The organism is Rhodopseudomonas palustris (assembly GCF_003591005.1).
GTDB classification, from domain to species: domain Bacteria; phylum Pseudomonadota; class Alphaproteobacteria; order Rhizobiales; family Xanthobacteraceae; genus Rhodopseudomonas; species Rhodopseudomonas palustris_K.
This window is the reverse complement of sequence record NZ_QYYD01000038.1, coordinates 1-21,348: the sequence shown is the minus strand read 5'-3', so window position 1 is coordinate 21,348 and position 21,348 is coordinate 1. Positions and strand designations below refer to the sequence as shown.

The 21,348-nt window shown below is 66.4% G+C and carries 19 protein-coding genes; 8 read left to right on the top strand and 11 right to left on the bottom strand.

The features are described from left to right. Positions 1 to 78: 78 nt before the first annotated feature. Positions 79 to 3,276, top strand: a complete 3,198-nt coding sequence (locus D4Q52_RS24245; RefSeq protein WP_119859146.1) for a PAS domain S-box protein — start codon at positions 79 to 81, stop codon at positions 3,274 to 3,276. Between the two features lie 12 nt (positions 3,277 to 3,288). On the opposite strand, the gene D4Q52_RS24240 is transcribed toward D4Q52_RS24245, so the two are convergent. The 5 genes from D4Q52_RS24240 to cobS form a co-directional block, all read right to left on the bottom strand. Next, positions 3,289 to 4,326: an esterase-like activity of phytase family protein gene (locus tag D4Q52_RS24240; RefSeq protein ID WP_182915438.1), complete on the bottom strand. Its 1,038-nt coding sequence runs from the start codon at positions 4,324 to 4,326 to the stop codon at positions 3,289 to 3,291. Between the two features lie 203 nt (positions 4,327 to 4,529). Further along, positions 4,530 to 6,431 (bottom strand): cobaltochelatase subunit CobT, encoded by a 1,902-nt coding sequence (gene cobT, locus D4Q52_RS24235; protein ID WP_119859145.1) that lies wholly within the window; start codon positions 6,429 to 6,431, stop codon positions 4,530 to 4,532. Continuing rightward, on the bottom strand, positions 6,428 to 6,925 hold the full coding sequence (locus D4Q52_RS24230) for a DUF29 domain-containing protein (RefSeq protein WP_119859144.1): 498 nt from the start codon (positions 6,923 to 6,925) through the stop codon (positions 6,428 to 6,430). The genes cobT and D4Q52_RS24230 overlap by 4 nt, the downstream gene beginning before the upstream one ends. Beyond that, the gene (locus D4Q52_RS24225) at positions 6,922 to 7,431 is read right to left on the bottom strand and encodes a DUF29 domain-containing protein (protein WP_119859143.1); all 510 of its coding nucleotides are present in this window, start codon (positions 7,429 to 7,431) and stop codon (positions 6,922 to 6,924) included. Before D4Q52_RS24225 ends, D4Q52_RS24230 begins: the two co-directional genes overlap by 4 nt. A 46-nt stretch (positions 7,432 to 7,477) precedes the next feature. Then, positions 7,478 to 8,473 (bottom strand): cobaltochelatase subunit CobS, encoded by a 996-nt coding sequence (gene cobS, locus D4Q52_RS24220; RefSeq protein WP_119859142.1) that lies wholly within the window; start codon positions 8,471 to 8,473, stop codon positions 7,478 to 7,480. 280 nt (positions 8,474 to 8,753) lie between these two features. Between cobS and D4Q52_RS24215 the strand changes: the two genes are divergently transcribed. Further along, positions 8,754 to 9,377, top strand: coding sequence for a DedA family protein (locus D4Q52_RS24215; RefSeq protein ID WP_119859141.1), 624 nt, complete (start codon positions 8,754 to 8,756; stop codon positions 9,375 to 9,377). A 238-nt stretch (positions 9,378 to 9,615) separates the two neighbouring features. Here D4Q52_RS24215 and D4Q52_RS24205 read toward each other — a convergent pair whose 3' ends face one another. Next, entirely contained in the window at positions 9,616 to 10,266 is a 651-nt protein-coding gene (locus tag D4Q52_RS24205) for a J domain-containing protein (RefSeq protein WP_119859139.1), read from the bottom strand. A 104-nt stretch (positions 10,267 to 10,370) separates the two neighbouring features. Here D4Q52_RS24205 and D4Q52_RS24200 point away from each other — a divergent pair, with 104 nt between their 5' ends. The 4 genes from D4Q52_RS24200 (at position 10,371) to D4Q52_RS24185 (ending at position 13,846) form a co-directional block, all read left to right on the top strand. Further along, complete coding sequence (locus D4Q52_RS24200; protein WP_119859138.1) at positions 10,371 to 10,640, top strand: BolA family protein; 270 nt, start codon at positions 10,371 to 10,373, stop codon at positions 10,638 to 10,640. 162 nt (positions 10,641 to 10,802) lie between these two features. Beyond that, the gene (locus tag D4Q52_RS24195; protein WP_119859153.1) at positions 10,803 to 11,294 is read left to right on the top strand and encodes a pyridoxamine 5'-phosphate oxidase family protein; all 492 of its coding nucleotides are present in this window, start codon (positions 10,803 to 10,805) and stop codon (positions 11,292 to 11,294) included. Next, positions 11,295 to 11,543 carry a hypothetical protein gene (locus D4Q52_RS24190; protein WP_119859137.1) on the top strand — a complete coding sequence of 83 codons (249 nt, stop codon included), beginning with the start codon at positions 11,295 to 11,297 and terminating at the stop codon, positions 11,541 to 11,543. It abuts the gene before it with no gap. A gap of 263 nt (positions 11,544 to 11,806) precedes the next feature. Then, entirely contained in the window at positions 11,807 to 13,846 is a 2,040-nt protein-coding gene (locus D4Q52_RS24185) for an OmpA family protein (protein WP_119859136.1), read from the top strand. Positions 13,847 to 14,133: 287 nt separating this feature from the next. Here the strand turns inward: D4Q52_RS24185 and D4Q52_RS24175 are convergent, their stop codons facing one another. Together D4Q52_RS24175 and acs are read right to left on the bottom strand one after the other, a co-directional pair. Next, entirely contained in the window at positions 14,134 to 14,664 is a 531-nt protein-coding gene (locus D4Q52_RS24175; RefSeq protein ID WP_119859134.1) for a L,D-transpeptidase, read from the bottom strand. Between the two features lie 368 nt (positions 14,665 to 15,032). Further along, positions 15,033 to 16,991: an acetate--CoA ligase gene (acs, locus tag D4Q52_RS24170; RefSeq protein WP_182915435.1), complete on the bottom strand. Its 1,959-nt coding sequence runs from the start codon at positions 16,989 to 16,991 to the stop codon at positions 15,033 to 15,035. A gap of 152 nt (positions 16,992 to 17,143) precedes the next feature. On the opposite strand from acs, the gene D4Q52_RS24165 reads away from it, so the two are divergent. Both D4Q52_RS24165 and D4Q52_RS24160 read left to right on the top strand, forming a co-directional pair. Then, positions 17,144 to 17,701, top strand: coding sequence for a DUF2059 domain-containing protein (locus D4Q52_RS24165; protein WP_182915434.1), 558 nt, complete (start codon positions 17,144 to 17,146; stop codon positions 17,699 to 17,701). A gap of 93 nt (positions 17,702 to 17,794) precedes the next feature. After that, entirely contained in the window at positions 17,795 to 18,868 is a 1,074-nt protein-coding gene (locus D4Q52_RS24160) for a DNA topoisomerase IB (RefSeq protein ID WP_119859131.1), read from the top strand. Positions 18,869 to 19,004: 136 nt separating this feature from the next. On the opposite strand, the gene D4Q52_RS24150 is transcribed toward D4Q52_RS24160, so the two are convergent. The 3 genes from D4Q52_RS24150 to D4Q52_RS24140 form a co-directional block, all read right to left on the bottom strand. Continuing rightward, complete coding sequence (locus D4Q52_RS24150; protein ID WP_119859130.1) at positions 19,005 to 19,667, bottom strand: class I SAM-dependent methyltransferase; 663 nt, start codon at positions 19,665 to 19,667, stop codon at positions 19,005 to 19,007. 135 nt (positions 19,668 to 19,802) lie between these two features. Further along, positions 19,803 to 20,216, bottom strand: coding sequence for an EVE domain-containing protein (locus D4Q52_RS24145; protein WP_119859129.1), 414 nt, complete (start codon positions 20,214 to 20,216; stop codon positions 19,803 to 19,805). Between the two features lie 2 nt (positions 20,217 to 20,218). After that, the gene (locus D4Q52_RS24140) at positions 20,219 to 21,208 is read right to left on the bottom strand and encodes an NAD(P)H-dependent glycerol-3-phosphate dehydrogenase (protein ID WP_119859128.1); all 990 of its coding nucleotides are present in this window, start codon (positions 21,206 to 21,208) and stop codon (positions 20,219 to 20,221) included. Positions 21,209 to 21,348: the final 140 nt, after the last annotated feature.

The window sequence follows — 21,348 nt, the reverse complement described above, 5'->3', positions numbered from 1 at the left end:
CGGGTTCGAATATGCCCGGCGGGCTCGGCGGGTTCCGATGGCGGGCAACCGCTCTGATGCCCGGTCGCAGAGGCCGCGATGAAGCTTTCGACACGCCTGATGCTGGCCATGGTGGCCCTGGTCCTGGTGACCACGGCGGTGCTCGGCTTCCTCAATTATCGCGGCATCGTCGAGCTGCTGATTCCCCGCACGGTGGCGCGGCTGCAGACCCACGCCCAGCTCAATGCGCTGCTGATGGACGCGCAGCTCCGCGGCACGCACGCCGACGCCACGAGCGCGCAGGCATCGGTTGCGCTGCAGGATCTGCTCGCCAGGCGTCCGGACGTTGCGGGGCCGAACGGCGTCAACTGGCGGACGCGGATCGAGGACCGCTTCGTCGCGGAGCTCGCCGCCAAGCCGAGCTGTGCGATCCTGCGGATCATCGGAGCCGAGGATGATGGCCTTGAACTGGTCCGGGTCGATCGGCTGGGCCCGCAGGGCAGCATCCGCGTGGTGCCGCCCGGAGAGCTGACGCGGCGCGGCGACCGGGCCTACTTCAAACAAGGCATGGCGCTGCCGCGCGGCGAGGTCGCGATTTCCCGGGTCGAACTCAACCGGCATGCGACCGGCCTCGAAATCCCCCACACGCCGACGGTGCGGACAATGGCGCCGATCGATGCGGCTGACGGACAGCGCCTCGGCCTGTTGGTGATCAACACCAGTCTGAGTTCGCTGTTCGACCGGGTCCGGTCCAGCGTCGACGCCGGCGATACGATCTATGTGATCAACGAGACGGGCGACTATCTGGTGCATCCTGACCGCGCGCAGGAGTTCGGCTTCGACCTCGGCCGGCCCCGCCGCATCCAGGACGATTTCCCGGCATTCGCCGGCCTTCTCAAAGATCAGGACGCCACCCCCTCGGTGATCGAGGACGCCGGGGGCCGATCGTTCGGCATCGGCATCGGCTGGGTGCGGCTGGCCGATGGTCCGCTGATCGGCGTCGTCGAGATGCGCGACTACGCGTCGCTGGGCTCGGTGCAGACCGCGGTCCGCAATTCCACCCTGGCGGGCGGCGCGGTCGCGATGCTGATCGCGATCCTGATCGCGGTGCCGCTGGCGCGTTCGCTGACGCGGCCGCTGGTTCGGATCACCCGGTCGGTGCAGGCCTTCGCGCGCGGCGAGAAATTCGAACTCGCGCCCGGCGGCGGCCATGAGATCAAGCTGCTGGCCGATGCGTTCGAGCAGATGACCAGCGAGTCGAAGCGGCGCGCGATCGCCTTCGCGGAGGAAGCCGAAGAACGCAGCCGTCTCGCCGGCGTGTTGCAGAACACCATCGACAACATGGTCGACCCGGTGCTGGTGGCGGATGCGCGCGGCATGGTGATCCTCACCAACCCTGCGTCCCGGGCGATGTTCGGCGCGTTGACCGGCACCAGCGTGCTCAACACCACACGCGCATTCGATCGCTTCACCCCGGACGGCAAGCCGCTCGCGGCCGACAAGGCACCGCTGCTGCGCGCCTCGCTGGGCGAGACGATCGAGAACTTCGAGTTCATCGTTCAGCCGATCGGCAGCGGGCGGCGCTCGTATCTGATCGCCAACGGAAGGCCGCTGCTCAGCGACAACGGCGACGTTCAGGGTGCCGTGATGGTGTATCACGACATCACCCAGAAGAAGAAAGCCGAGGAGGCGCTGCGCCGCAGCGAGCAGATGGCGCGGGCGATCGTCGACACCGCGCTCGACGCCTTCGTACAGATCGATGCGCTGGCGACGATCACCGAATGGAGTCCGCACGCCGAGCTGATGTTCGGCTGGAAGCGCACCGACGCGATCGGCCGCAACGTCTTCCAATTGCTGATCCCGCCAGACCAGCTCGAGCAGCGCACCGGCGAATTCGCCCAATTCGCCGCGACGCTCGGTCGTGACACCAGCGGCTTCCGGGTCGAGATCGAAGCGGTGCGCCGCGACGGCACGCCGATCCCGATCGAGGTGGCGATGACCGCGCTGTATCGCGACGGCAGCTTCGTCATCAACGCATTCCTGCGCGACCTGACCGAGAAGATCGCGTTCGAGGAGCAGCTCCGGCAGTCGCAGAAGATGGAGTCGATCGGCCAGCTCACCGGCGGCATCGCGCACGACTTCAACAACATGCTGACGGTGATCACCGGCACCATCGACATCATCAGCGACGGCGTCGCCGACCAGCCGCACCTTGCGGCGATTGCCAGGCTGATCAGCGAGGCGGCGGATCGCGGCGCCGAGCTGACGCGCCTGCTGTTGGCATTTGCGCGCAAGCAGCCGCTGCGGCCCGACGAGACCGACGTCAACGGGCTGGTCGCAGGGCTGCAAAGCCTGCTGCGGCCGACGCTCGGCGAGCAGATCGAAGTCGAGACCGTGTTGGCCGACGATGTCTGGCCGATCTATGTCGATCGTGGCCAGCTTGAATCCGCGCTGGTCAACCTCGCCGTCAACGCCCGCGACGCGATGCCGAACGGCGGCAAGCTGACGCTTGAAACCTGCAACATCATCGTCGATCAGGAGTTCGCCCGGCGGCTCGGCAATGTCGATGTCGGCGCCTACGTGATGATCGCGATCACCGACTCCGGCTGCGGCATCCCGGAGGCGATCCGCGGCAAGGTGTTCGATCCGTTCTTCACCACCAAGGAAATCGGCAAGGGCACCGGGCTCGGGCTCAGCATGGTGTACGGCTTCATCAAGCAGTCCGGTGGTCACATCACGCTGTACAGCGAGGAGGGGGCGGGCACGACGTTCCGGCTGTATCTGCCGCGCGCCGCCGCCGAGGCCGAACGCGACGCGCCGGCGGCCTCCGAACAGGGCGCCATCGGCGGCACCGAAACCATCCTGGTGGTCGAGGACGACGCCATGGTGCGCAGCTATGTCAACGCCCAGCTCAAGAGCCTCGGCTACACGCCGATCTCGGTCGGCAACGCCACCGCCGCGCTGTCGATCTGCGACAGTGATACCAGGTTCGACCTGCTGTTCACCGACGTGGTGATGCCGGGGCCCTTCAACGGCGTGCAACTCGCCGCCGAGATGACCAGGCGGCGGCCGGGGCTGAAAGTGCTGTTCACCTCCGGCTATTCGGAAAACGCGCTGATCCACAACGACCGGATCGATTCGGGAATCCTGCTGCTGTCAAAACCGTATCGGCGGATCGACCTCGCCCGGATGGTCCGGCAGGCGCTGAGCGCCGTGCCGGACACCGGCAGCGGCGAACACGCTGCGGCCGCCGAGCGGATCGGGGACGGTGCGGAAGCGGCACGCGCGATCGTGTGAGCTGCAGGGTCGTCAGTCTTCGATCAGCGTGAACTGCAGCAGCAGCGTCCGCTGCAGCATCGAGAAATTGTCGTCGGACAGCAGCGTTAGCACCGTGTCACCCGCGGCGTCGCGATGCACGTCGATGCCCTCCATATTGTCGATGTCGTGGCCGAGGTCGGCGGTGAACAGCGCCGGCCCGTCGACAATTGCGCCTGGAGCCAGCGAAGCGAGCGCAATCCGCCGGATGCGGATGTGCACGCCTTCGAGCCAGGAGAATTTGCGTTCGAGGATCAGCAGATCGCCCGCGGGCAGCAGCGCGGCGTCGCTGATGTCGTAGCCCTCGGTGCGGCGGACCGCGAAGGCGCCGGGCGTCTTGCCGCCGATCAGAAAGCCCATGATGTTGCGCTCGGCATCGAGACCGCGCTCCGAGATCGCGATCAGCGTCCCGGCGAGCGGCAGCCCTTTTGGCACCGCCACCAGCGTCTCGATTCCCTTGTTGTTCGGTAGTTTGCGCAATGCCGGCGGCACGATGATCGGCTGGCCCCGCGCCTGCACGCCGTCGCGGCCGTAGTCGAATTTGACGATCTGATTGACGCGCTCGTAGCCCACATAGGCGGTGCCGCCGTCAAAGGCGAGCGATTCGCTATCGTACCATTTGCGCCGTGTCAGGGGTTGGCCGTCGGCGCCAAGGATCGGCGCGGCTTCGACATCGGCGAGCGCCGTCATGGCAGTGCTGTTATAGACGATGCGGCCGGTGAACCAGCTGCCGCGGTCGCTGACCGCGACGAAGCGTTCGCCTTTGGGGTCGAGCCGTAGTGCCGACAGTCCGCCGAAGCCGCGAAACGACGAGGTCAGCACCAGCCCGCTGCGAAATTGCAATGCGCCGAACCGCCGCGCCGCGCGATCGCGCAGATCGAACGACTCGATCGCCCGCGCCCGCACCTCGATGCGTTCGGCAGCCGTCACGGAGTAGGCGTCGAGTTCGGCCTTGGTGGCTTGCGCCAGCGCGGGATGCGCCAAGACTGACGACAGCAAAGCTCCACCGCAGAGCGCGAGACTTCCTGCGATAAATGCTCGGCGTGTTGGCTCCCCTCCCCCTTGCGGGGAGGGGGCGGGGGTAGGGGGCCACGAGGATGGCGTTTCGCCTGGGGCACCCCCCACCCCGACCCTCCCCCGCAAGGGGGGAGGGAGCGCGCCGAGCGCGGGGTCGGTGCATTGCTCCACCGCGCCTGTCGGAGGAGCCATCAGATCGCGCATCTGCTGTCAGCGGCTCACGAATGCAGCCTGCGGCGCGGCTTGCCGGGGCCGGGCGGTGCCACCGCGGTTTCGCTGAACAGTTCGGCGAGCTTCTCGGTGATGGCGCCGCCGAGTTCTTCGGCGTCGACGATGGTCACGGCACGGCGATAGTAGCGCGTGACGTCGTGGCCGATGCCGATGGCGATCAGTTCGACCGGCGAGCGGGTCTCGATTTCTTCGATGATGTGGCGCAGGTGGCGCTCGAGATAGTTGCCGGGATTCACCGACAGCGTGGAGTCGTCGACCGGTGCGCCGTCCGAGATCATCATCAGGATCTTGCGTTGTTCGGGCCGGCCGAGCAGCCGCTTGTGCGCCCAGTCAAGCGCCTCGCCGTCGATGTTCTCTTTCAGCAAGCCTTCGCGCATCATCAGGCCGAGATTTTTTCGCGCACGGCGCCAGGGGGCGTCGGCGGACTTGTAGATGATGTGACGCAGATCGTTGAGCCGGCCGGGATTGGCCGGCTTGCCGGCCGCCAGCCACGCCTCGCGCGACTGCCCGCCCTTCCAGGCGCGCGTCGTGAAGCCGAGGATCTCGACCTTGACGCCGCAGCGCTCCAGCGTACGCGCCAGAATATCGGCGCAGGTCGCCGCCACCGTGATCGGCCGGCCGCGCATCGAGCCGGAATTGTCGAGCAGCAGCGTCACCACGGTGTCACGAAAGGTCGCTTCCTTCTCGTTCATGAACGACAGCGGGTGGAACGGGTCGGTGACGACGCGCGACAGCCGCGCCGGATCGAGAATGCCTTCTTCGAGGTCGAAGTCCCAGGCACGGTTCTGCTGCGCCATCAGCCGGCGCTGCAGCCGGTTGGCCAGGCGCGCGACGATGCCCTGCAGATGCGCCAGCTGCTTGTCCAGATAGCTGCGCAGCCGCTCCAGCTCGTCGTGGTCGCAGAGATCTTCGGCGGCAACGACTTCGTCGAATTTCGGCGCGTAGGCGTGATACTCCGGGCCGCGCGGCTCGTTGGCGCCGCGGTTGTTGGGCCGTGTCGCCTCGCCGGGCGTCTCGTCCTCGCCCATCTCGGAGTCGTCGAAGCTGTCGGAGGCGGAGGCCTGCGCGCTTTCCATCGCGCTGTCGCTCATCTCGTCGGTGGAGGTCTCGGCCTGTTCGGCGGTCATCTCCTGCGCGGCTTCGCCCTGCGGCTCGCCCTCGGCGCCGGACTGATCGTTCTCGCCGTCCTGCTTGTCGTCCTGATTCTCCTCGTCGTCCGATTCGCTGTCGCGCTCGTCGCCGAGCTCGAGCACGTCGAGTAGATCGTGGATGGCATCGCCGAACTTCGACTGATCCTCGGCGAATTTTTCGAGCTGATCGAGCCGCGGCCCGATCTTGTCCTCGAGCACCGGCCGCCACAGATCGACCAGCTTCCTGGCCGCGGCCGGCGGTGCCAGCCCGGTGAGGCGCTCGCGCACCAGCATTGCCAACGCGTCCGACAGCGGCGCGTCGGCGCGGTCGGTGATCTCGTCGAACTTGCCGCGGTGGAAATGATCGTCGAGCATCGCGGTCAGGTTCTTGGCGACGCCCGCCATCCGCCGCGCGCCCAGCGCCTCCACGCGGGCCTGCTCCACCGCCTCGAACACGCCGCGCGCCTGCGGATTGCCGGGCATCAGCTTGCGATGCACTTTCGGGTCGTGACAGGCCAGCTTGAGCGCAATCGAATCGGCATGGCCGCGCACGATCGCCGCGTCCTTCTTGCTCATTTTTCGTGCCGGCTCTGGCAGCCTGGCTTTGCCCGGCGCCAGCCCCGGCCGCTCGGCCGCGAAGGTGACTTCCAGCTCCGGCGTTTTGGCGATCGCCCGCAGACACGACGTCACCGCCCGCTTGAACGGCTCGGTCGGCGCTTCCTTGCTGCCGGTGCGAAGTTTGGTGTTGGTGGTGGTCATGGGTGCTCGCTGCCGTCGGGTGAGTCGGCGCCTTGGAATTCGACCAGCCGGCTCCGGATCGTCTCCCAATCATAAGGGCAATCGGGCGCGAAGGCCGAGTCGGGTAAATCGGAATCCCGGATCATGTCGTAGATCGCATAATGATAACCTTCGGCGAGCGCCTCTGGCGCGCGGACTGCGAGACTGGGATTGCGATCGAGCAGGCGCGCAATCCGATCGCGGTGGGCGTCGATCGAAAACACCATACTCTGCGACCGCCGGTCCGGCTGAAGATCCCATTTCAGCAGATTGTAGATCAGCGCCCGAGCGGCATTCTCGAGTCTATCGTATTGTCGAGTCCCGACGCCCTTGATCTCTTCGGCGATGTTCTGGACATCGATCTCCGACAGCCGCCCTGCCTTCAACAGTGCGATCTGATCTTGGATCCAGCCGTAGTAGTCGGTTTCGTAGGATCGACATCCAGGCTCGGTGTTGTGGAGTGTGTCTGCTGTCATCGATTCGAATGATCAACGTCGGCCCAAGAAATGGGGCGCAGCGTGATCGCGTCCCAATCGTAAGGACATGTCTCGGGAAAAACGCTCTCGGCCAGCCCCGTCTCGCGATGGACGTCGTCGACGGCGTCGAGATAGGCGCGAACGGTCGCTTCCTTGACTTTCGACTTTAGGCTCGGGCTGTCCTTGATCTCGTAAGCAATATGCCTGCGCTGCTGCCTGATTGTGATTGCCCAGCTGCGCGAGCATCGCTCAGGCTGGTAATCCCATTTCAAAAGGTGATGCAGAACGAGGCGAATGGCGCTGACCAGCCTCTGGAATTCGCTGCGTCCCAACTCGGCCAACTCCTGCGTGACGTGGGAGGCATCGATCGATCCGACCTCGTTCGCCCGCAGCAGCGCGATCTGATCCTCGACCCAGCCGTAAAGATCGTCTTGATACCGACGCGGCGTCTTTGACGTCACGGTCGGCTCGGTCGAATCTTTACGCAGCTTGGTGTCGATCGTCATCGCCTGCCTTCCGCCTCTCCCCGCGCGCAGGGAGAGGCTGTCTTGGTCAGCTCATCGCCACGTTGACCGAGCTTTCCGGCAGCTCGGCGTTGAAGCAGCGCTGATAGAACTCGGCGACCAGCGGACGCTCCAGCTCGTCGCATTTGTTCAAGAACGTCACGCGGAACGCGAAGCCGATATCGCCGAAGATCTCGGCGTTCTCCGACCAGGTGATCACCGTGCGCGGGCTCATCACCGTCGACAGATCGCCGTTGGCGAAGGCATTGCGGGTCAGGTCGGCGAGCCGCACCATCTTGTTGACGATGTCGCGGCCCTCGGCGTTGCGATAGTGTTTGGCCTTGGCGAGCACGATCTCGACTTCCTCATCGTGCGGCAGATAGTTCAGCGTGGTGACGATCGACCAGCGGTCCATCTGGCCCTGGTTGATCTGCTGCGTGCCGTGATACAGGCCCGAGGTGTCGCCGAGGCCGATGGTGTTGGCGGTCGCGAACAGCCGGAATGCCGGGTGCGGCTTGATTACCTTGTTCTGGTCGAGCAGCGTCAGCCGGCCGGAGACTTCGAGCACGCGCTGAATCACGAACATCACGTCCGGGCGGCCGGCGTCGTATTCGTCGAACACCAAAGCGACGTTGTGCTGCAGCGCCCAGGGCAGAATGCCGTCGCGGAATTCGGTGACCTGCTTGCCGTCGCGGACGACGATCGAATCCTTGCCGACGAGGTCGATCCGGCTGATGTGGCTGTCGAGATTGACGCGCACGCAGGGCCAGTTCAGCCGCGCGGCGACCTGCTCGATATGGGTCGACTTGCCGGTGCCGTGGAAGCCGGTGACCATGACGCGGCGATTGCGGGCGAAGCCGGCCAGGATGGCGAGCGTGGTGGCGCGGTCGAAGCGGTAATCCGGATCGGCGTCCGGAACATGCGGGTCGACTTCGGAAAAAGCCGGAACTTCGAGGTCGCTGTCGATGCCGAAGACCTGGCGAACCGACACTTTCATGTCGGGCAGGCCGGTGATCTCCTGGGCTGTGGTCGTGGCGGCGGTCATCAATCCTCCGTGGTCCCGGACGCGCCCGAAACCCGATCTCTGGTGGTGGATGCGGTTGAGTGCGGATTTAAACCTAGCAGAGAGCCGCGACTGGCAGAAGCCCGCTGCGTGATCAAAGTTCCGTCGATCTTTCATTGAGATAGGCAGTGGCGTGGGAATTTGAAAGGCTGCGTTGCGAAACCGTGGGAGAACACCGCGAGCGCGCGGGCAGGTGCAAGCTTTCCTCAGTAGCAGTCGCATACACTGCGCCCCCACAACCTCCCCACCCGGAGCTGTCCTGTTGGATGCGTTTCTCGATACCCTGATTGCCTTCGCGTCGGCGCACCGCGACGCAGCCTATCTGGTGCTGTTCCTGGCGGCGCTCCTGGAGGCCGTGCCGGTGCTCGGCTCGCTGGTGCCGGGCTCGACCATCATCCTGGCGCTGAGCGCCCTGATCCCGGGCGGCGAACTCGATCTGGTCGGGGTGCTGGCTTCGGCGGCCGCAGGCGCCGCGCTCGGCGACGGTGCCGCCTATCTGATCGGCCATCGCGAGCAGCGCCGGATTCTGTCGGCCTGGCCGATGTCGCGGCATCCGGAGCTGGTTGGACGTGCGGAAGCGTTGTTTCAGCGCTTCGGCGGCTGGGCGGTGTTCTTCGCCCGCTTCGTGCCGCCAATTCGCGCCTTCGTGCCGGTCACCGCCGGGGCGCTACAGATGCCGCCGGCGAAATTCTTCGCCATCAACATCCCGGCGATCCTGCTATGGGCGCCGGCGCATGTGCTGCCGGGCGTGGTGGCCGCAACTGCGCTTGAGCACTCCCACGGCCGCCTGCATCACTGGCTGCCGGTGGTTGCGGGCGTCGGGGCTGTGCTGCTGGCTGCCGGATGGTTGCTGTGGAGGAGACACGTCGCTGCATCGACGAAGTGAGGGGCAGGACACGGGCCGCACGCAGCGCAGCGGTTTCGACGTCGTCACTGCGAGGAGCACCCGGATCGGCGCTCCGCGCCGTCCGCGGACTGGCTACGCGACGACGCAATCCAGGAGAGGGCCAGGTTGCGGCCTCTGGATTGCTGCGCTTTTCTCGCAGTGACGGAGGACGCTGCTGATTTGACGGCAATCACCAGGCTCTCCGGATGAGGCCTGGGCTTCAAGCCAACAGTCCGGATCAGCTCCGGACCACCGTCTTCAGATAATTATACGCCTTGATGATTTCGATCAGGCGATCCTCGGTCGAGCGGTCGCCGCCATTGGCGTCGGGGTGGTGCTGCTTGACCAGAGCCTTGTACTTCGCCTTGACCACCTCGAGCGTGGCGTCGGCGTCGAGGCCCATCACCTGCAGCGCCTTGCGCTCGGCGTTGAACACCTTGCGCGGCTCCGACTTGGTCTGTTCGGACGGATCGGGACCGCGACGCCAGCGACTGCTGCGCCCGCCATTGATCTCGCCGAACACGTTGAACGGATCGGCGGCGCCCTCGATGTCCTCGGGCCGTCGGGCGCGGCTCTTGGCGCCGTTCTGGCCCATCTTCCAGGTCGGGCGATGGCCGGTGAGCGCATCCTTCTGATAGCGCGCCACAGCGTCGGCGTTCATGCCTTCGAAGAAATTGTAGCCCTGGTTGTACTCGCGGACGTGGTTAAGGCAGAAATGCCAATAGTCCTTCTCGAGCCCGCGGCCCTTTGGGGCGCGATGCGCGCCGCGATTGGCGCAGCCGGGTGCGTCACACATCACCACCTGTTCGCGCGCGGCTTCACGTGCCGCCGCGGCCTTGGCCGGCTTGATGCGGATCTTGTCGAAGAATTTGGACGAGTCGATGGGCATGAGGGACTTTGACTACGCTCCGCGCCGCGCTTCAAGTCTTGACATTATCAACGAGCCCCGGGTTGATGACTGAAACGCAGCGACGAACCGGACCCGGCCGAACCATGAGCGTCACCGATACTCTCACACAGAAGTTGCGCGAAGCTTTCACGCCGGAAAGCCTCGACGTCATCGACGAGTCCAATCTTCATGAAGGTCATGCCGGCCATTCGGGACGCAGCGAGACACATTTCCGAGTGCATATTGTGTCTCCTGCGTTTGCCGGCAAGAGCCGGATCGAGCGTCACCGCATGGTCAATGATCTGCTCGCCGCGGAACTGAAAGGCGGCGTCCACGCCCTCGCCATCAAGGCCAAGGCTCCCGGCGAAGCGTAGTCGCGCGGTCTTCCAGGCCACTCCAACTCAAGTCGCTCGCAGCGCAGCGCGAGGGCCGATGTCGGCGTGAGTCGCGTGCTGAAGTGGTTCGCCGCCCTGCCACAACCGCGGAACATCGCCGCAAAGCGTTCGTTATCGCCGCTGACGCACAGGGAGATGACGATGGCGGCGACACCCGACAACGAAGGCAACGCGCAGCACGCCTGGGATCTGATGAAGAAGATCACATTCGCGATGCTGGCGACGCGCGACGGCGAAAAGATTCGCTCGCGCCCGATGGCGGCCTATGTGCGGCCCGAAGAGGGGCTGATCTATTTCCTCACCGATGCGCGTCGGCACAAGGACGAAGAGATCGCCCGCGATCATCACGTCAATCTCGGCTTCGCCGACGCCAGCGCGCAGAAATATGTTTCGGTTTCGGGTTATGCGGCGATCTCCAACGATCGCGCCAAGATCAAGGAATTGTTCGGCACTGCGGCGAAGGCTTGGTGGGACAGTCCGGACGATCCGAACATTCGGGTTCTCAAGGTGACGCCGGAAGAGGCCGAGTATTGGGATTCGCCCGGCACCATCGTCAGCTACGTTAAGATGGCAGTCGCCGCCGCGACCGGCGGTCGTCCCGACCTCGGCGAGAACCGCAAGGTCGCGATCTGAATGGCGCCCGCGCAAGAAGCCCCTGACACGCCGATCGACCCGCCCTCCGAGGTGCCGCCGACAACGCCCGGCACACCGACCGAGCCGCCGTCGGAATCGCCGCCCGGCAATCCTAACCCGGATATTCCGCCGCCGGTTCGCGAACCCGATGCACCGGCGCGTCCCGACGAGTTGCCGGGCGACATGCCGGACGAACTGCCGACCCCGCAGCCGCCGGGACCCGGCGCGCCGAATCCGGCCGTGATGTAACTAACGATTAGTTCGATCGAGAGCGGCGTCTAAGGGCGCCGCTCTTCGCGTGTCCGTTATGGTACTAACTAGATCACCAAAGGAGCCGGCTGAATGCGCGATGAATAGCCGTCTGCAGCGCGGCCACAGCGAAAGAAATAATTAGCAGCACGATGCAGCGCCTTGCCACAATCCGGCCCAACGCATCGTTGTTGATCAAACCGCGAACCGGTTCCGCGTCGAGGAACGTGGGGTTCGCAGCGTAGGATTCGCAAGGATACCTGATGAGAAAGATTCAATTCGCCCTGCTCGCTACCACGGCCATTGCGGCATGGCATGTCGTGAATGCGCCGGCGCTGGCGAACGATGCGCCGATCATCCTGGCCCAGGCCGCGCCCGCTCCCGGCGCGGAGAAGGGTGAAGAACGCAAGGGTCCGCCGCCCGGTGAGCGCAAGGGACCGCCGCCCGGCGCGGCCCCGCATTCGGCGCCTCCCGGTGCCGGTCCGGCGCCGCGCGGCGAACCGCCAGTCGCTCCCCGCGCCGAGCCGCCGGCCCGTCCTGCCGCTCCAGCGCCGCGCGCCGAGCCGCCGGCCACCCCGCGCGCCGCTCCGCCTCCCGCTGCCGAAAAGGCCGCTCCTCCTCCGCCGCGGCCGCCGGCCGGTGAACGCCCCACTCCGCCGGCCGAGCGCGCTGCGCCTCGGGCTGAGCCCCCGGCTGGCGAAAAGGCAGCGCCGCGCGCCGAGCCGCCGGCACCTCGCCCGACCCCGCCCGCCGAACGCGCCGCGCCTCCCGCCGACAAGGGCGGACCCGCCGCGCCGCAGCGCCCGGTGCCGCCGCCGGCCGCCAAGGATGCGCCGCCCGCCGCCGCGCCGCAGCGTCCCGTGCCGCCCGCTGCCAAGGACGCGCCGCCCGCAGCTGCGCCGCAGCGCCCGGTGCCTCCGGCCGACAAGGGCGCTCCGCCGCAGCGTCCGACTCCTCCCGCCGCCGGCCAAAACGGCGCGCCGCCGGCCGCCGGTTCGCCGCCGCCGCCCCCGGCTGCTGCTCCGACACCGGCCCCGTCGTCCCGCGAGGGCCTGCGAGGGGCGCCGACGCCGCCTCCTGCTGCCACGCCGCCAGCTGGTGGCCAGCTCGGCGCGCCGCCGGCTGCCCAGACGCCTCCGCCGGCTCCGGGAGCCACAGCTCCGCCGGCCGGTGCGCCGGCGCAACAGCCAGGTGGAGCGCTCAGCCCGCGCGGCGTTCAGCAGCTTGGTGCACAGCCCGGCCAGCCTGGGGCCTTGCCGCCCGGCGCGCCGGTGAATCGCACGCCGCCGCCGGCGGTCACCGCACCGATCCCGGCCGCACCGCCGCCGCCTCAGGCGCTCGCCCCGATCGCACCCGGCGCGCAGGCGCCCGGCCCGCGCAACCTCAGCGACTTCCGCAGCCAGCGTCGCGAAGTCAACGAGGGCGGCCGCACCGTGATCACCGAGCCCGGCCGCGTCATCGTGCGCGATCCGAGCGGGCAGGAGTTCATCCGCCACAATGAGGTGGACCGCTTCCGCTACGGCGCGCGTGACATCCGCACCGAGCAGGTTCGCGGCGGTGGCTCCCGCACCATCGTGGTGCGGCCCGACGGCACCGAGATCATCAACGTCACCGGTGACGACGGGCAGCTGATGCGCCGCATCCGCCGCGACCGCGACGGCCGCGAGATCGTCATCATCGACAACAGCTACGGTCCGCGCGACCGGGCCAATTTCTATGTCGACCTGCCGCCGCCGGTGATCCGTATCCCGCGCGACCGCTACATCGTCGACTACGAGGACGCGTCGCCTGAGCTGATCTACGACACCCTCGAAGCGCCGCCGGTCGATCGGATCGAGCGTCGCTACACCATGGACGAAATCCGCTACAGCCCGGCGGTGCGTCAGCGGATGCCGTCGATCGATCTCAATACCATCACCTTCGAAACCGGCTCCTGGGACATTCCCCCGGATCAGGCCGCGAAGCTGCAGGTCATTGCCGACGGCCTCAACCGCGCCATCCAGAAGAACCCGCGCGAGGTGTTCCTGATCGAAGGCCACACCGACGCGGTCGGCAACGACACCGACAATCTTTCGCTGTCGGACCGTCGTGCCGAGGCGGCCGCCACGCTGCTGACCCAGCAGTTCGGCGTCCCGGCCGAGAACCTGACCTCGCAGGGCTATGGCGAGCAGTATCTCAAGGTGCAGACCGACGGCCCGGAGCGGCAGAACCGCCGCGTCACCGTCCGCCGCATCACGCCGCTGCTCAACGGCGGTCAGGCATCGGTCGCCCCGCCGCCGCCCGGCACCACGCCGCCGCGCTGAGCCGAGGCGCTGACGCGATAACAACGAAGCCGCGCTCCGAAAGGGGCGCGGCTTTTCATTGGGGTGACTGGCGCCTTCGCAACCGAAAACGTCATCCTGAGGGCTTTGACCGGGATGCGCCCTTTAATTCGGGCCCTTCCGCCTCCACGCGTCATGCCCGGCCTTGTGCCGGGCATCCACGCCTTACTGAAGGAGATGCAGGAAAGGCGTGGATGGCCGGGACAAGCCCGGCCATGACGAACGACATGTCGGGCGGAGCAGCTTGAAAACGGAAGTCGGGATTACGCTTATCGGGTGACGACGACCTGGGTGCCGACCGAGACGCGCTGGTACAGGTCGGAGATGTCGTCGTTGAGCATGCGGATGCAGCCGTAGGAGACGAAGCCGCCGACCGAGTTCGGACGGTTGGTGCCGTGGATGGCGTATTCGCCGCCGCCGGCCAGGGTCAGCGCCGCGACGCCCATCGGGTTCTCCGGCGTGCCGCCCGGAATCACGTCGGGGATGTGCGGGTTGTCACGCTTGACGTCGGCGGGCGGCGCCCAGGCCGGGTTGCGATATTTGCCGTCGATCTTGGTGATGCCTTCCCAGCGCTTGCCGGCCTTGCCGACGCCGACCGGATAGCGCACGGCGTGACCCGGCTCGACCACCAGATACAGTTTGCGTTCGTTGGTTTTCACCACGATGGTGCCCGGCGCATAGTCGCCGCGGAACGCCACCACGTCGGGCCGCGCCTCGGCGCCGGGCGCCGTCAGCACGGTCGCGGCGGCCACTGCCGCGATCGCGGCCAGCATGTTCACCGAACGAAATCCAAAAGACATTCGTGTCTCTCCAGTTAACCCCTGCCGGTCCGCTGCGCCCGGCATGGTCCCACGCGCGTCGCCAGTATGGCGCCGCGTGGTAACCGACCAATTGGTGTTGGACGCGACAACAGGATCGGACGGCGCCTAAAAAGAAAATCTGCGCGGTAAAGTAAATGACCCGGAAACAACACTGCGCGGCAAAGTACCAATGTGTGCCGGCTCACACATCATGTTGATCGGGCGTGATCACCCCCGGCGGCCAGCAGGTTGCGTGCGGCCTGCGGACCGCCATGATCTGAAGCGCGTCATGCCGCCGGCGACCGCGGGACGCAGAAGCCCCGCCACGAGGGCGGGGCTGCAACGCTGCGCTGTGAGGCTGGGGCCAATCAGCCGACCTTGTCCTTCTGGTGCTTGTTCTGGCGGTTGCCCACCAGGTCGTCGACAACCGAGGGGTCCGCCAAAGTCGAAGTATCGCCGAGCGACGAGGGCTCGTCCTCGGCGATCTTGCGCAGGATGCGGCGCATGATCTTGCCGGAGCGGGTCTTCGGCAGGCCGGGCGCGAACTGGATCAGGTCCGGCGAGGCGATCGGGCCGATGTCCTTGCGCACCCAGGCGACCAGCTCCTTGCGCAGCTCCTCGGTCGGCTCCTCGCCGGCCATCAGGGTCACATAGGCGTAGATGCCCTGGCCCTTGATGTCGTGCGGATACCCGACCACCGCGGCTTCCGACACCTTCGGATGCGCGACCAGCGAGGATTCGACTTCGGCGGTGCCCATGCGGTGGCCCGAGACGTTGATGACGTCGTCGACCCGGCCGGTAATCCAGTAATAGCCGTCGGCATCGCGGCGGCAGCCGTCGCCGGTGAAGTACTTGCCCTTGTAGGCCGAGAAGTAGGTCTGCTCGAACCGGGCGTGGTCGCCATAGACGGTGCGCATCTGGCCCGGCCAGGACCTGGCGAGGCAGAGATTGCCAGTGCACTCGCCCTCCAGCACCTTGCCGTCCGGATCGAGGATCTCGGGCACGACGCCAAAGAACGGCCGCGTCGCCGAGCCGGGCTTCAGCCGGGTGGCGCCGGGCAGCGGCGTGATCAGGATGCCGCCGGTCTCGGTCTGCCACCAGGTGTCGACGATCGGGCAGCGGTCGTCGCCAACGACGCGGTGATACCACTCCCAGGCTTCCGGATTGATCGGCTCGCCGACCGAGCCGAGCAGCCGCAGCGAGGCGCGCGAGGTCTTCTTCACCGGCTCGTCGCCGGCCTGCATCAGCGCCCGGATCGCGGTCGGCGCGGTGTAGAAGATGTTGACCTTATGCTTGTCGATGACCTCCCAGAACCGCGAATTGGTCGGGTAGTTGGGCACGCCCTCGAACATCAGCGTGGTGGCGCCGTTGGCGAGCGGGCCATAGAGGATGTAGCTGTGGCCGGTCACCCAGCCGACGTCGGCGGTGCACCAATAGATGTCGCCGTCGTGATAATCGAACACATATTGGTGCGTCATCGACGCAAACACCAGGTAGCCGCCAGAGGTGTGCAGCACGCCCTTGGGCTGGCCGGTCGAGCCTGACGTGTAGAGAATGAACAGCGGATCTTCCGCGTGCATGTGCTCCACGGGGCACTCGGTGGTCACCATCTCGGCGGCTTCGTGGTACCAGAAGTCGCGAACGTCATCCATCTCGACGACCGCGCCGGTGCGCTTCACCACCATTACCCAGTCGACGCCTTCGCACTTCTTCAGCGCTGCATCGACGTTGGCCTTCAGCGGCACCTTGCGGCCGCCGCGCAGGCCCTCGTCGGCGGTGATGACGATCTTCGACTGACAGTCGTTGATGCGGCCGGCCAAGCTATCCGGCGAGAATCCGGCGAACACCACCGAATGAATCGCGCCGATCCGCGCGCAGGCCAGCATCGCGAACGCGGCCTCGGGAATCATCGGAAGATAGATGGTGACGCGGTCGCCCTTGCCGACATTGCGGTTGCGCAGGATGTTGGCGAACTTGCAGACCTCGTCGTGCAGCTCGCGATAGGTGATGTGCCGCGACTGCGAGGGATCGTCGCCTTCCCAGATGATCGCGACCTGATCGCCACGCTTGGCGAGATGGCGGTCGATGCAATTGTAAGCAACGTTGAGGACGCCGTCCTCGAACCATTTGATCGAAACATTGCCAGGCGCGAAGGACGAATTATCAATCTTGTGCGGCGCCTTGATCCAGTCGACGCGCTTGGCCTCGTCGGCCCAGAAGCCATTCGGGTCATTCACCGAGCGGGCATACATCTCGCGATATTTCGCGTCGTTGATGAAAGCGCGGCTCGCCCATTCCGAGGGCACGTCGTAAATCTTCTCGGACATCAAATCCTCCACTATGCTACCGCAAACGGCGCGGCAGGCGCTCTTGATGTTGGTTTGTTGGGGCGATTATGCGTCGTTGCTTTCCGGACCGGCAAGCGGAATGCAATGCCACTTTTGTCTGGTGGCGCCAGACCTTCAAGGGAGTTCGAACGATGGTTTCGGTTTATTCGGTGCAATCGGCAACGCTTTCGACAGCCTCGCCATGGCGACGGTCAGCGATTGTGTTGCTGGCGCTGCTGGCGTGGCTGTTCGCCGCATTCGCCAGCCTGCCGGCCCGCGCCGACGATCAGCCGTCGCCCGAGGCCATGACGCTGGCGCGGGAATTGGTCGAGACCATCCGGCTCGCCGATCAGTTCAAGGCGCTGCTGCCGGCGGTGCTGGCAAGCCTGAAGCCGAGCATCGTGCAAGGCCGTCCCGAAGTCGCCCGCGACTACGACGTGGTGGCCCCGGTGCTGGCGAAGGGTTTCGAAGCAAGGCTCGGCGAGCTGATCGATGCCGTCACGCAGATCTACGCCAAAAACTTCACGCCCGACGAAATGCGCACCCTGCTGGCGTTCTACCGCACCCCGACCGGCGCCAAGCTGCTGGAAAAGACCCCCTCGCTGACCCAGCAGACCATGGCGGCCGGGCAGGCGTTCGGGCGCTCGGTGGGGTCGGATCTGCAACAGCAGATGATCGAAGCCCTGCGCAAGAAGGGCCATAACATCTAGGCCTGCTGCAACTGGCGGACACGACTCCGGGCAAGCGGAACATCGCGCCCCGGCCGGCATTATCGCCGGCCACCCCAGAGGTCGTGCAAAGCCATGATGGACCAGCAGAATTTTGAGACGCCCGAAGCCGTCGGAGAAGCCGCCGTTGCGGTCGAGGTCCTGGCCAAGGATCTCGGGCTCAATCTCGGCGAGCCCGAGCAGCTGACGATCCGCCGGATCCGCCGCGGCAAGCGCTTTCAGTATCTGCGCGCCGACGGCTCTCCGGTGAAGCAGCAGCACGTCATCGGCCGGCTCAATGCGCTGGCGATGCCGCCGGCCTATGAGGACGTTCGCTACGCCGCCGATCCGGCGTCACATCTACAGGCGGTCGGCCGCGACGCCGCCGGGCGGCTGCAATATCGCTATCATTCGGACTGGGAGAAGGTGCGCGAGACCCGCAAGGCGCACCGGCTGGCTCAGCTTGTCGGCGCACTGCCGAAGATCCGCCGCGCGGTGACCAAGCATCTGTCCGGCGACGAGCCGACCCGCGAGTTCGCGCTGGCGGCGGTGATCGAATTGATCGCCCGCACCGCGATCCGGCCCGGCAGCGAATCCTATGCCCGGCTCAACGGCACCCGCGGCGCCGCTACGCTGCTCAAGTCCAACGTCACGATCGAGGACGATTGTGTGACGCTGTCGTTCAAGGCCAAAGGCGGCAAGGCGGTGCGCAAGGAATGCGGCGCAGCGCGCCTGGTGCGGGCGATCGAGATCCTGCGCAAGCTGAAAGGCAAGCGGCTGTTTCAGTATGTCGGCCAGGACGGCGCCGTGCATGCCGTCACCGCCACCCAGGTCAACGTGTTCCTGCGCGAGATCGCCGGCATCAAGATCTCGCTGAAGGATTTTCGCACCCTGATGGCCTCGGCGGTGGTGCTGGAATCGCTGGCCCGGATCGAGCCCGCCACCAGCGCCCGCGGCCGCCGCAAGCAGGTGCTCGAAGCGCTGCGCCAGGCCGCCGACGAACTCGCCAACACGCCGGCGATCTGTCGCAAGAGCTACGTCCACGCCACCATCGTCACCGCCTTCGAGGACGGCATTCTGGAGCGCTTTGCGTCGACGCTGAAGGGAACGCGGTCGCAGCAGAAGCGCGAGCAGCTGCTGGCGCAGGTCGTGACGGCCGCGGCGGCGTAAACGTCAACGTCGCGCGGAGTTACGTCGCGCACTAACTCACCCCGCAATCATCCGTCATGCGCGGGCTTGACCCGCGCATCCACCGTCCTTCGAAGGAGATGGATTGCCGGGTCAAGCCCGGCAATGACGGGGGATGTTACTTCAGCGTCCACACCCCCGTCGCCTTAATCTCCGCATCCTCCAGCTCCCGCGTCACCGGTACGCTGTAGGTAGCGAGTTGCACCAAATGATCCTTCGGCAAGTAATAACGCCCCGGATCGCCGATCAGCACGCGCGCCCCTTGTGCGGCGCGGCTTTGCAGGAATGCGAAGGCGAGAGCCGCGATGTCTTGCTGATAGAAGATGTCGCCGGCGAGCACGACTTGCGACGGCAGCGGATGCGGGACGCCGAGCAGGTCGTCGCCGCTGATATCGAGCGTGACATCATTGGCCGCTGCATTGATGGCGATCGCCTGCCGGGCAAAGCCGTCGATGTCGAACGCGGTGACATGAAGCGCGCCGGCCTTCATGGCGGCGATCGCCACCAGGCCGGAGCCCGACGCGAGATCGATCACGTCCTGCCCGGCGACGCTCTCGGGATGATCCAGCACGTAGCGCGCCAGCGCCTGTCCGCCCGCCCAGGCGAACGCCCAGAACGGCGGCGGCAGCCCGGCCTCGCCGAGCTCCTCCTCGGTCTTGCTCCACAGCGGCAGCGCCTCGTCGGCGACATGCAGCGACACCTCGGGCACCAGCGGCACCGGGCGCAGACGCGTATTGGCGTGGATGAAGGCAACCGGATCGGCGATGGCGGAGGGGCTCATCTGCCGGTGATGCGGGAGCGGAGGAGAGATGTCCAGCGATAGAGTTCGTCATTGCGAGGAGCGTAGCGACGAAGCAATCCAGCGCTGTGCACGCAGCTGGATTGCTTCGCTTCGCTCGCAATGACGTAAGAGGGCCTACAGCCCACCCATCTTGCACACCAGCTTCCACTCCTCGGCGGTCACCGGCTGCACTGACAGCCGCGAGTATTTTAGCAGCGCCATCTCGGCGAGGCGCGGTTCGGCCTTGATGGCGACGAGCGTCACCGGGGTTTTCAGCTTCTTGTCGGCCTTGATATCGACGCAGACGAACTTGCCGCTGGTATCGGTCGGGTCCGGATAGGCTTCGCGGATGATTTCGGCGATGCCGACGATCTCCTTGCCCTCGTTGGAGTGATAATAGAAGGCGCGGTCGCCCTTTTTCATCGCCATCATGTGCAGCTTGGCGGAGTGATTACGCACGCCGGTCCAGGCTTCGCCCTTGGCGCCTTTGGCCACCTGCTGGTCCCACGACCACACCGACGGTTCGGATTTCACCAGCCAGTACGCCAACTTTATTCCTCCGCCTTGAGCGGCCGCGTCAGCAGCCCTTCGATTGCCGCGTCGACATCGAGCTGGCCGGCCAGGATCGCCGCCACCGCGGCCGAGATCGGCATGTCGACGCCTTTCGCCTGCGCCATCTCCAGCAGCACCGGCGCCGTGTAGTATCCCTCGGCGAGCTTGCCGTGCGCGGCGGTGTCGATGCTCTCGCCGCGGCCGAGCGCCATGCCGAACGAGAAGTTGCGCGACTGCGGCGTCGAGCAGCACATCGTCAGATCGCCGAGGCCGGACAGCCCGTGCATGGTCTCGATCCGCGCCCCATAAGCCTTGCCGAACCGCACCAGTTCGACGAAGCCGCGCGTCGTCATTGCCGCCAGCGCCGAGGCGCCGAGTTTGCGGCCCTCGACGATGCCGGCCGCGATCGCCATCACGTTCTTGGTGGCGCCGCCGAGTTCGACGCCGCGCACGTCCGTCGAATGATACGGCCGGAAGCTGCCGGAATTCATCGCCTGCGCCAGCGCCTGTGCGACCTCCGCATCGGCGGCCGCGATCGTCACTGCGGTCGGCAGCCCGCGGGCGACGTCGGCGGCAAAACTCGGGCCGGACAGGATCGCCGGGATCGCGGCCGGCGCGCATTCGGCGATGATTTCGGTCATGAATCGATGGGTGCCGTGCTCGATGCCTTTGGCGCAGGCGACCAGCGGCGTGCGCGGCGCGATCAGCGGCGCCAGCGACGTCACCACCGGCCGCAGCACCTGCGCCGGCACCACCAGCAGCAGCGCGTCAGAGCGTGCCGATACCGCAAGGTCGTTGGTGACGGTGGTCGCATCGTCGAGCCGCACGCCCGGCAAATACCGGCTTTCGCGCTGCGTCGCGAGATGCTCCGCATGGCCGGGATCATGCTCCCATAACGTGACATTGCGCCCGGCCCGCGCTGCCGTCAGCGCCAGCGCCGTCCCCCACGCCCCACCGCCGAGCACGGCGATCGACTGAAAATGATTCATCGGACAATCTCGTCAAAATGACCCGCGCCGACCCCGAAGGTGCCGCGAATACTGTGTCTGCGACGAGGACCACCCTCCCCTGGAGGGGGAGGGTCGCTCGCGCAGCGAGCGGGGTGGGGTGGCGAAGAGTTTATCCGCTG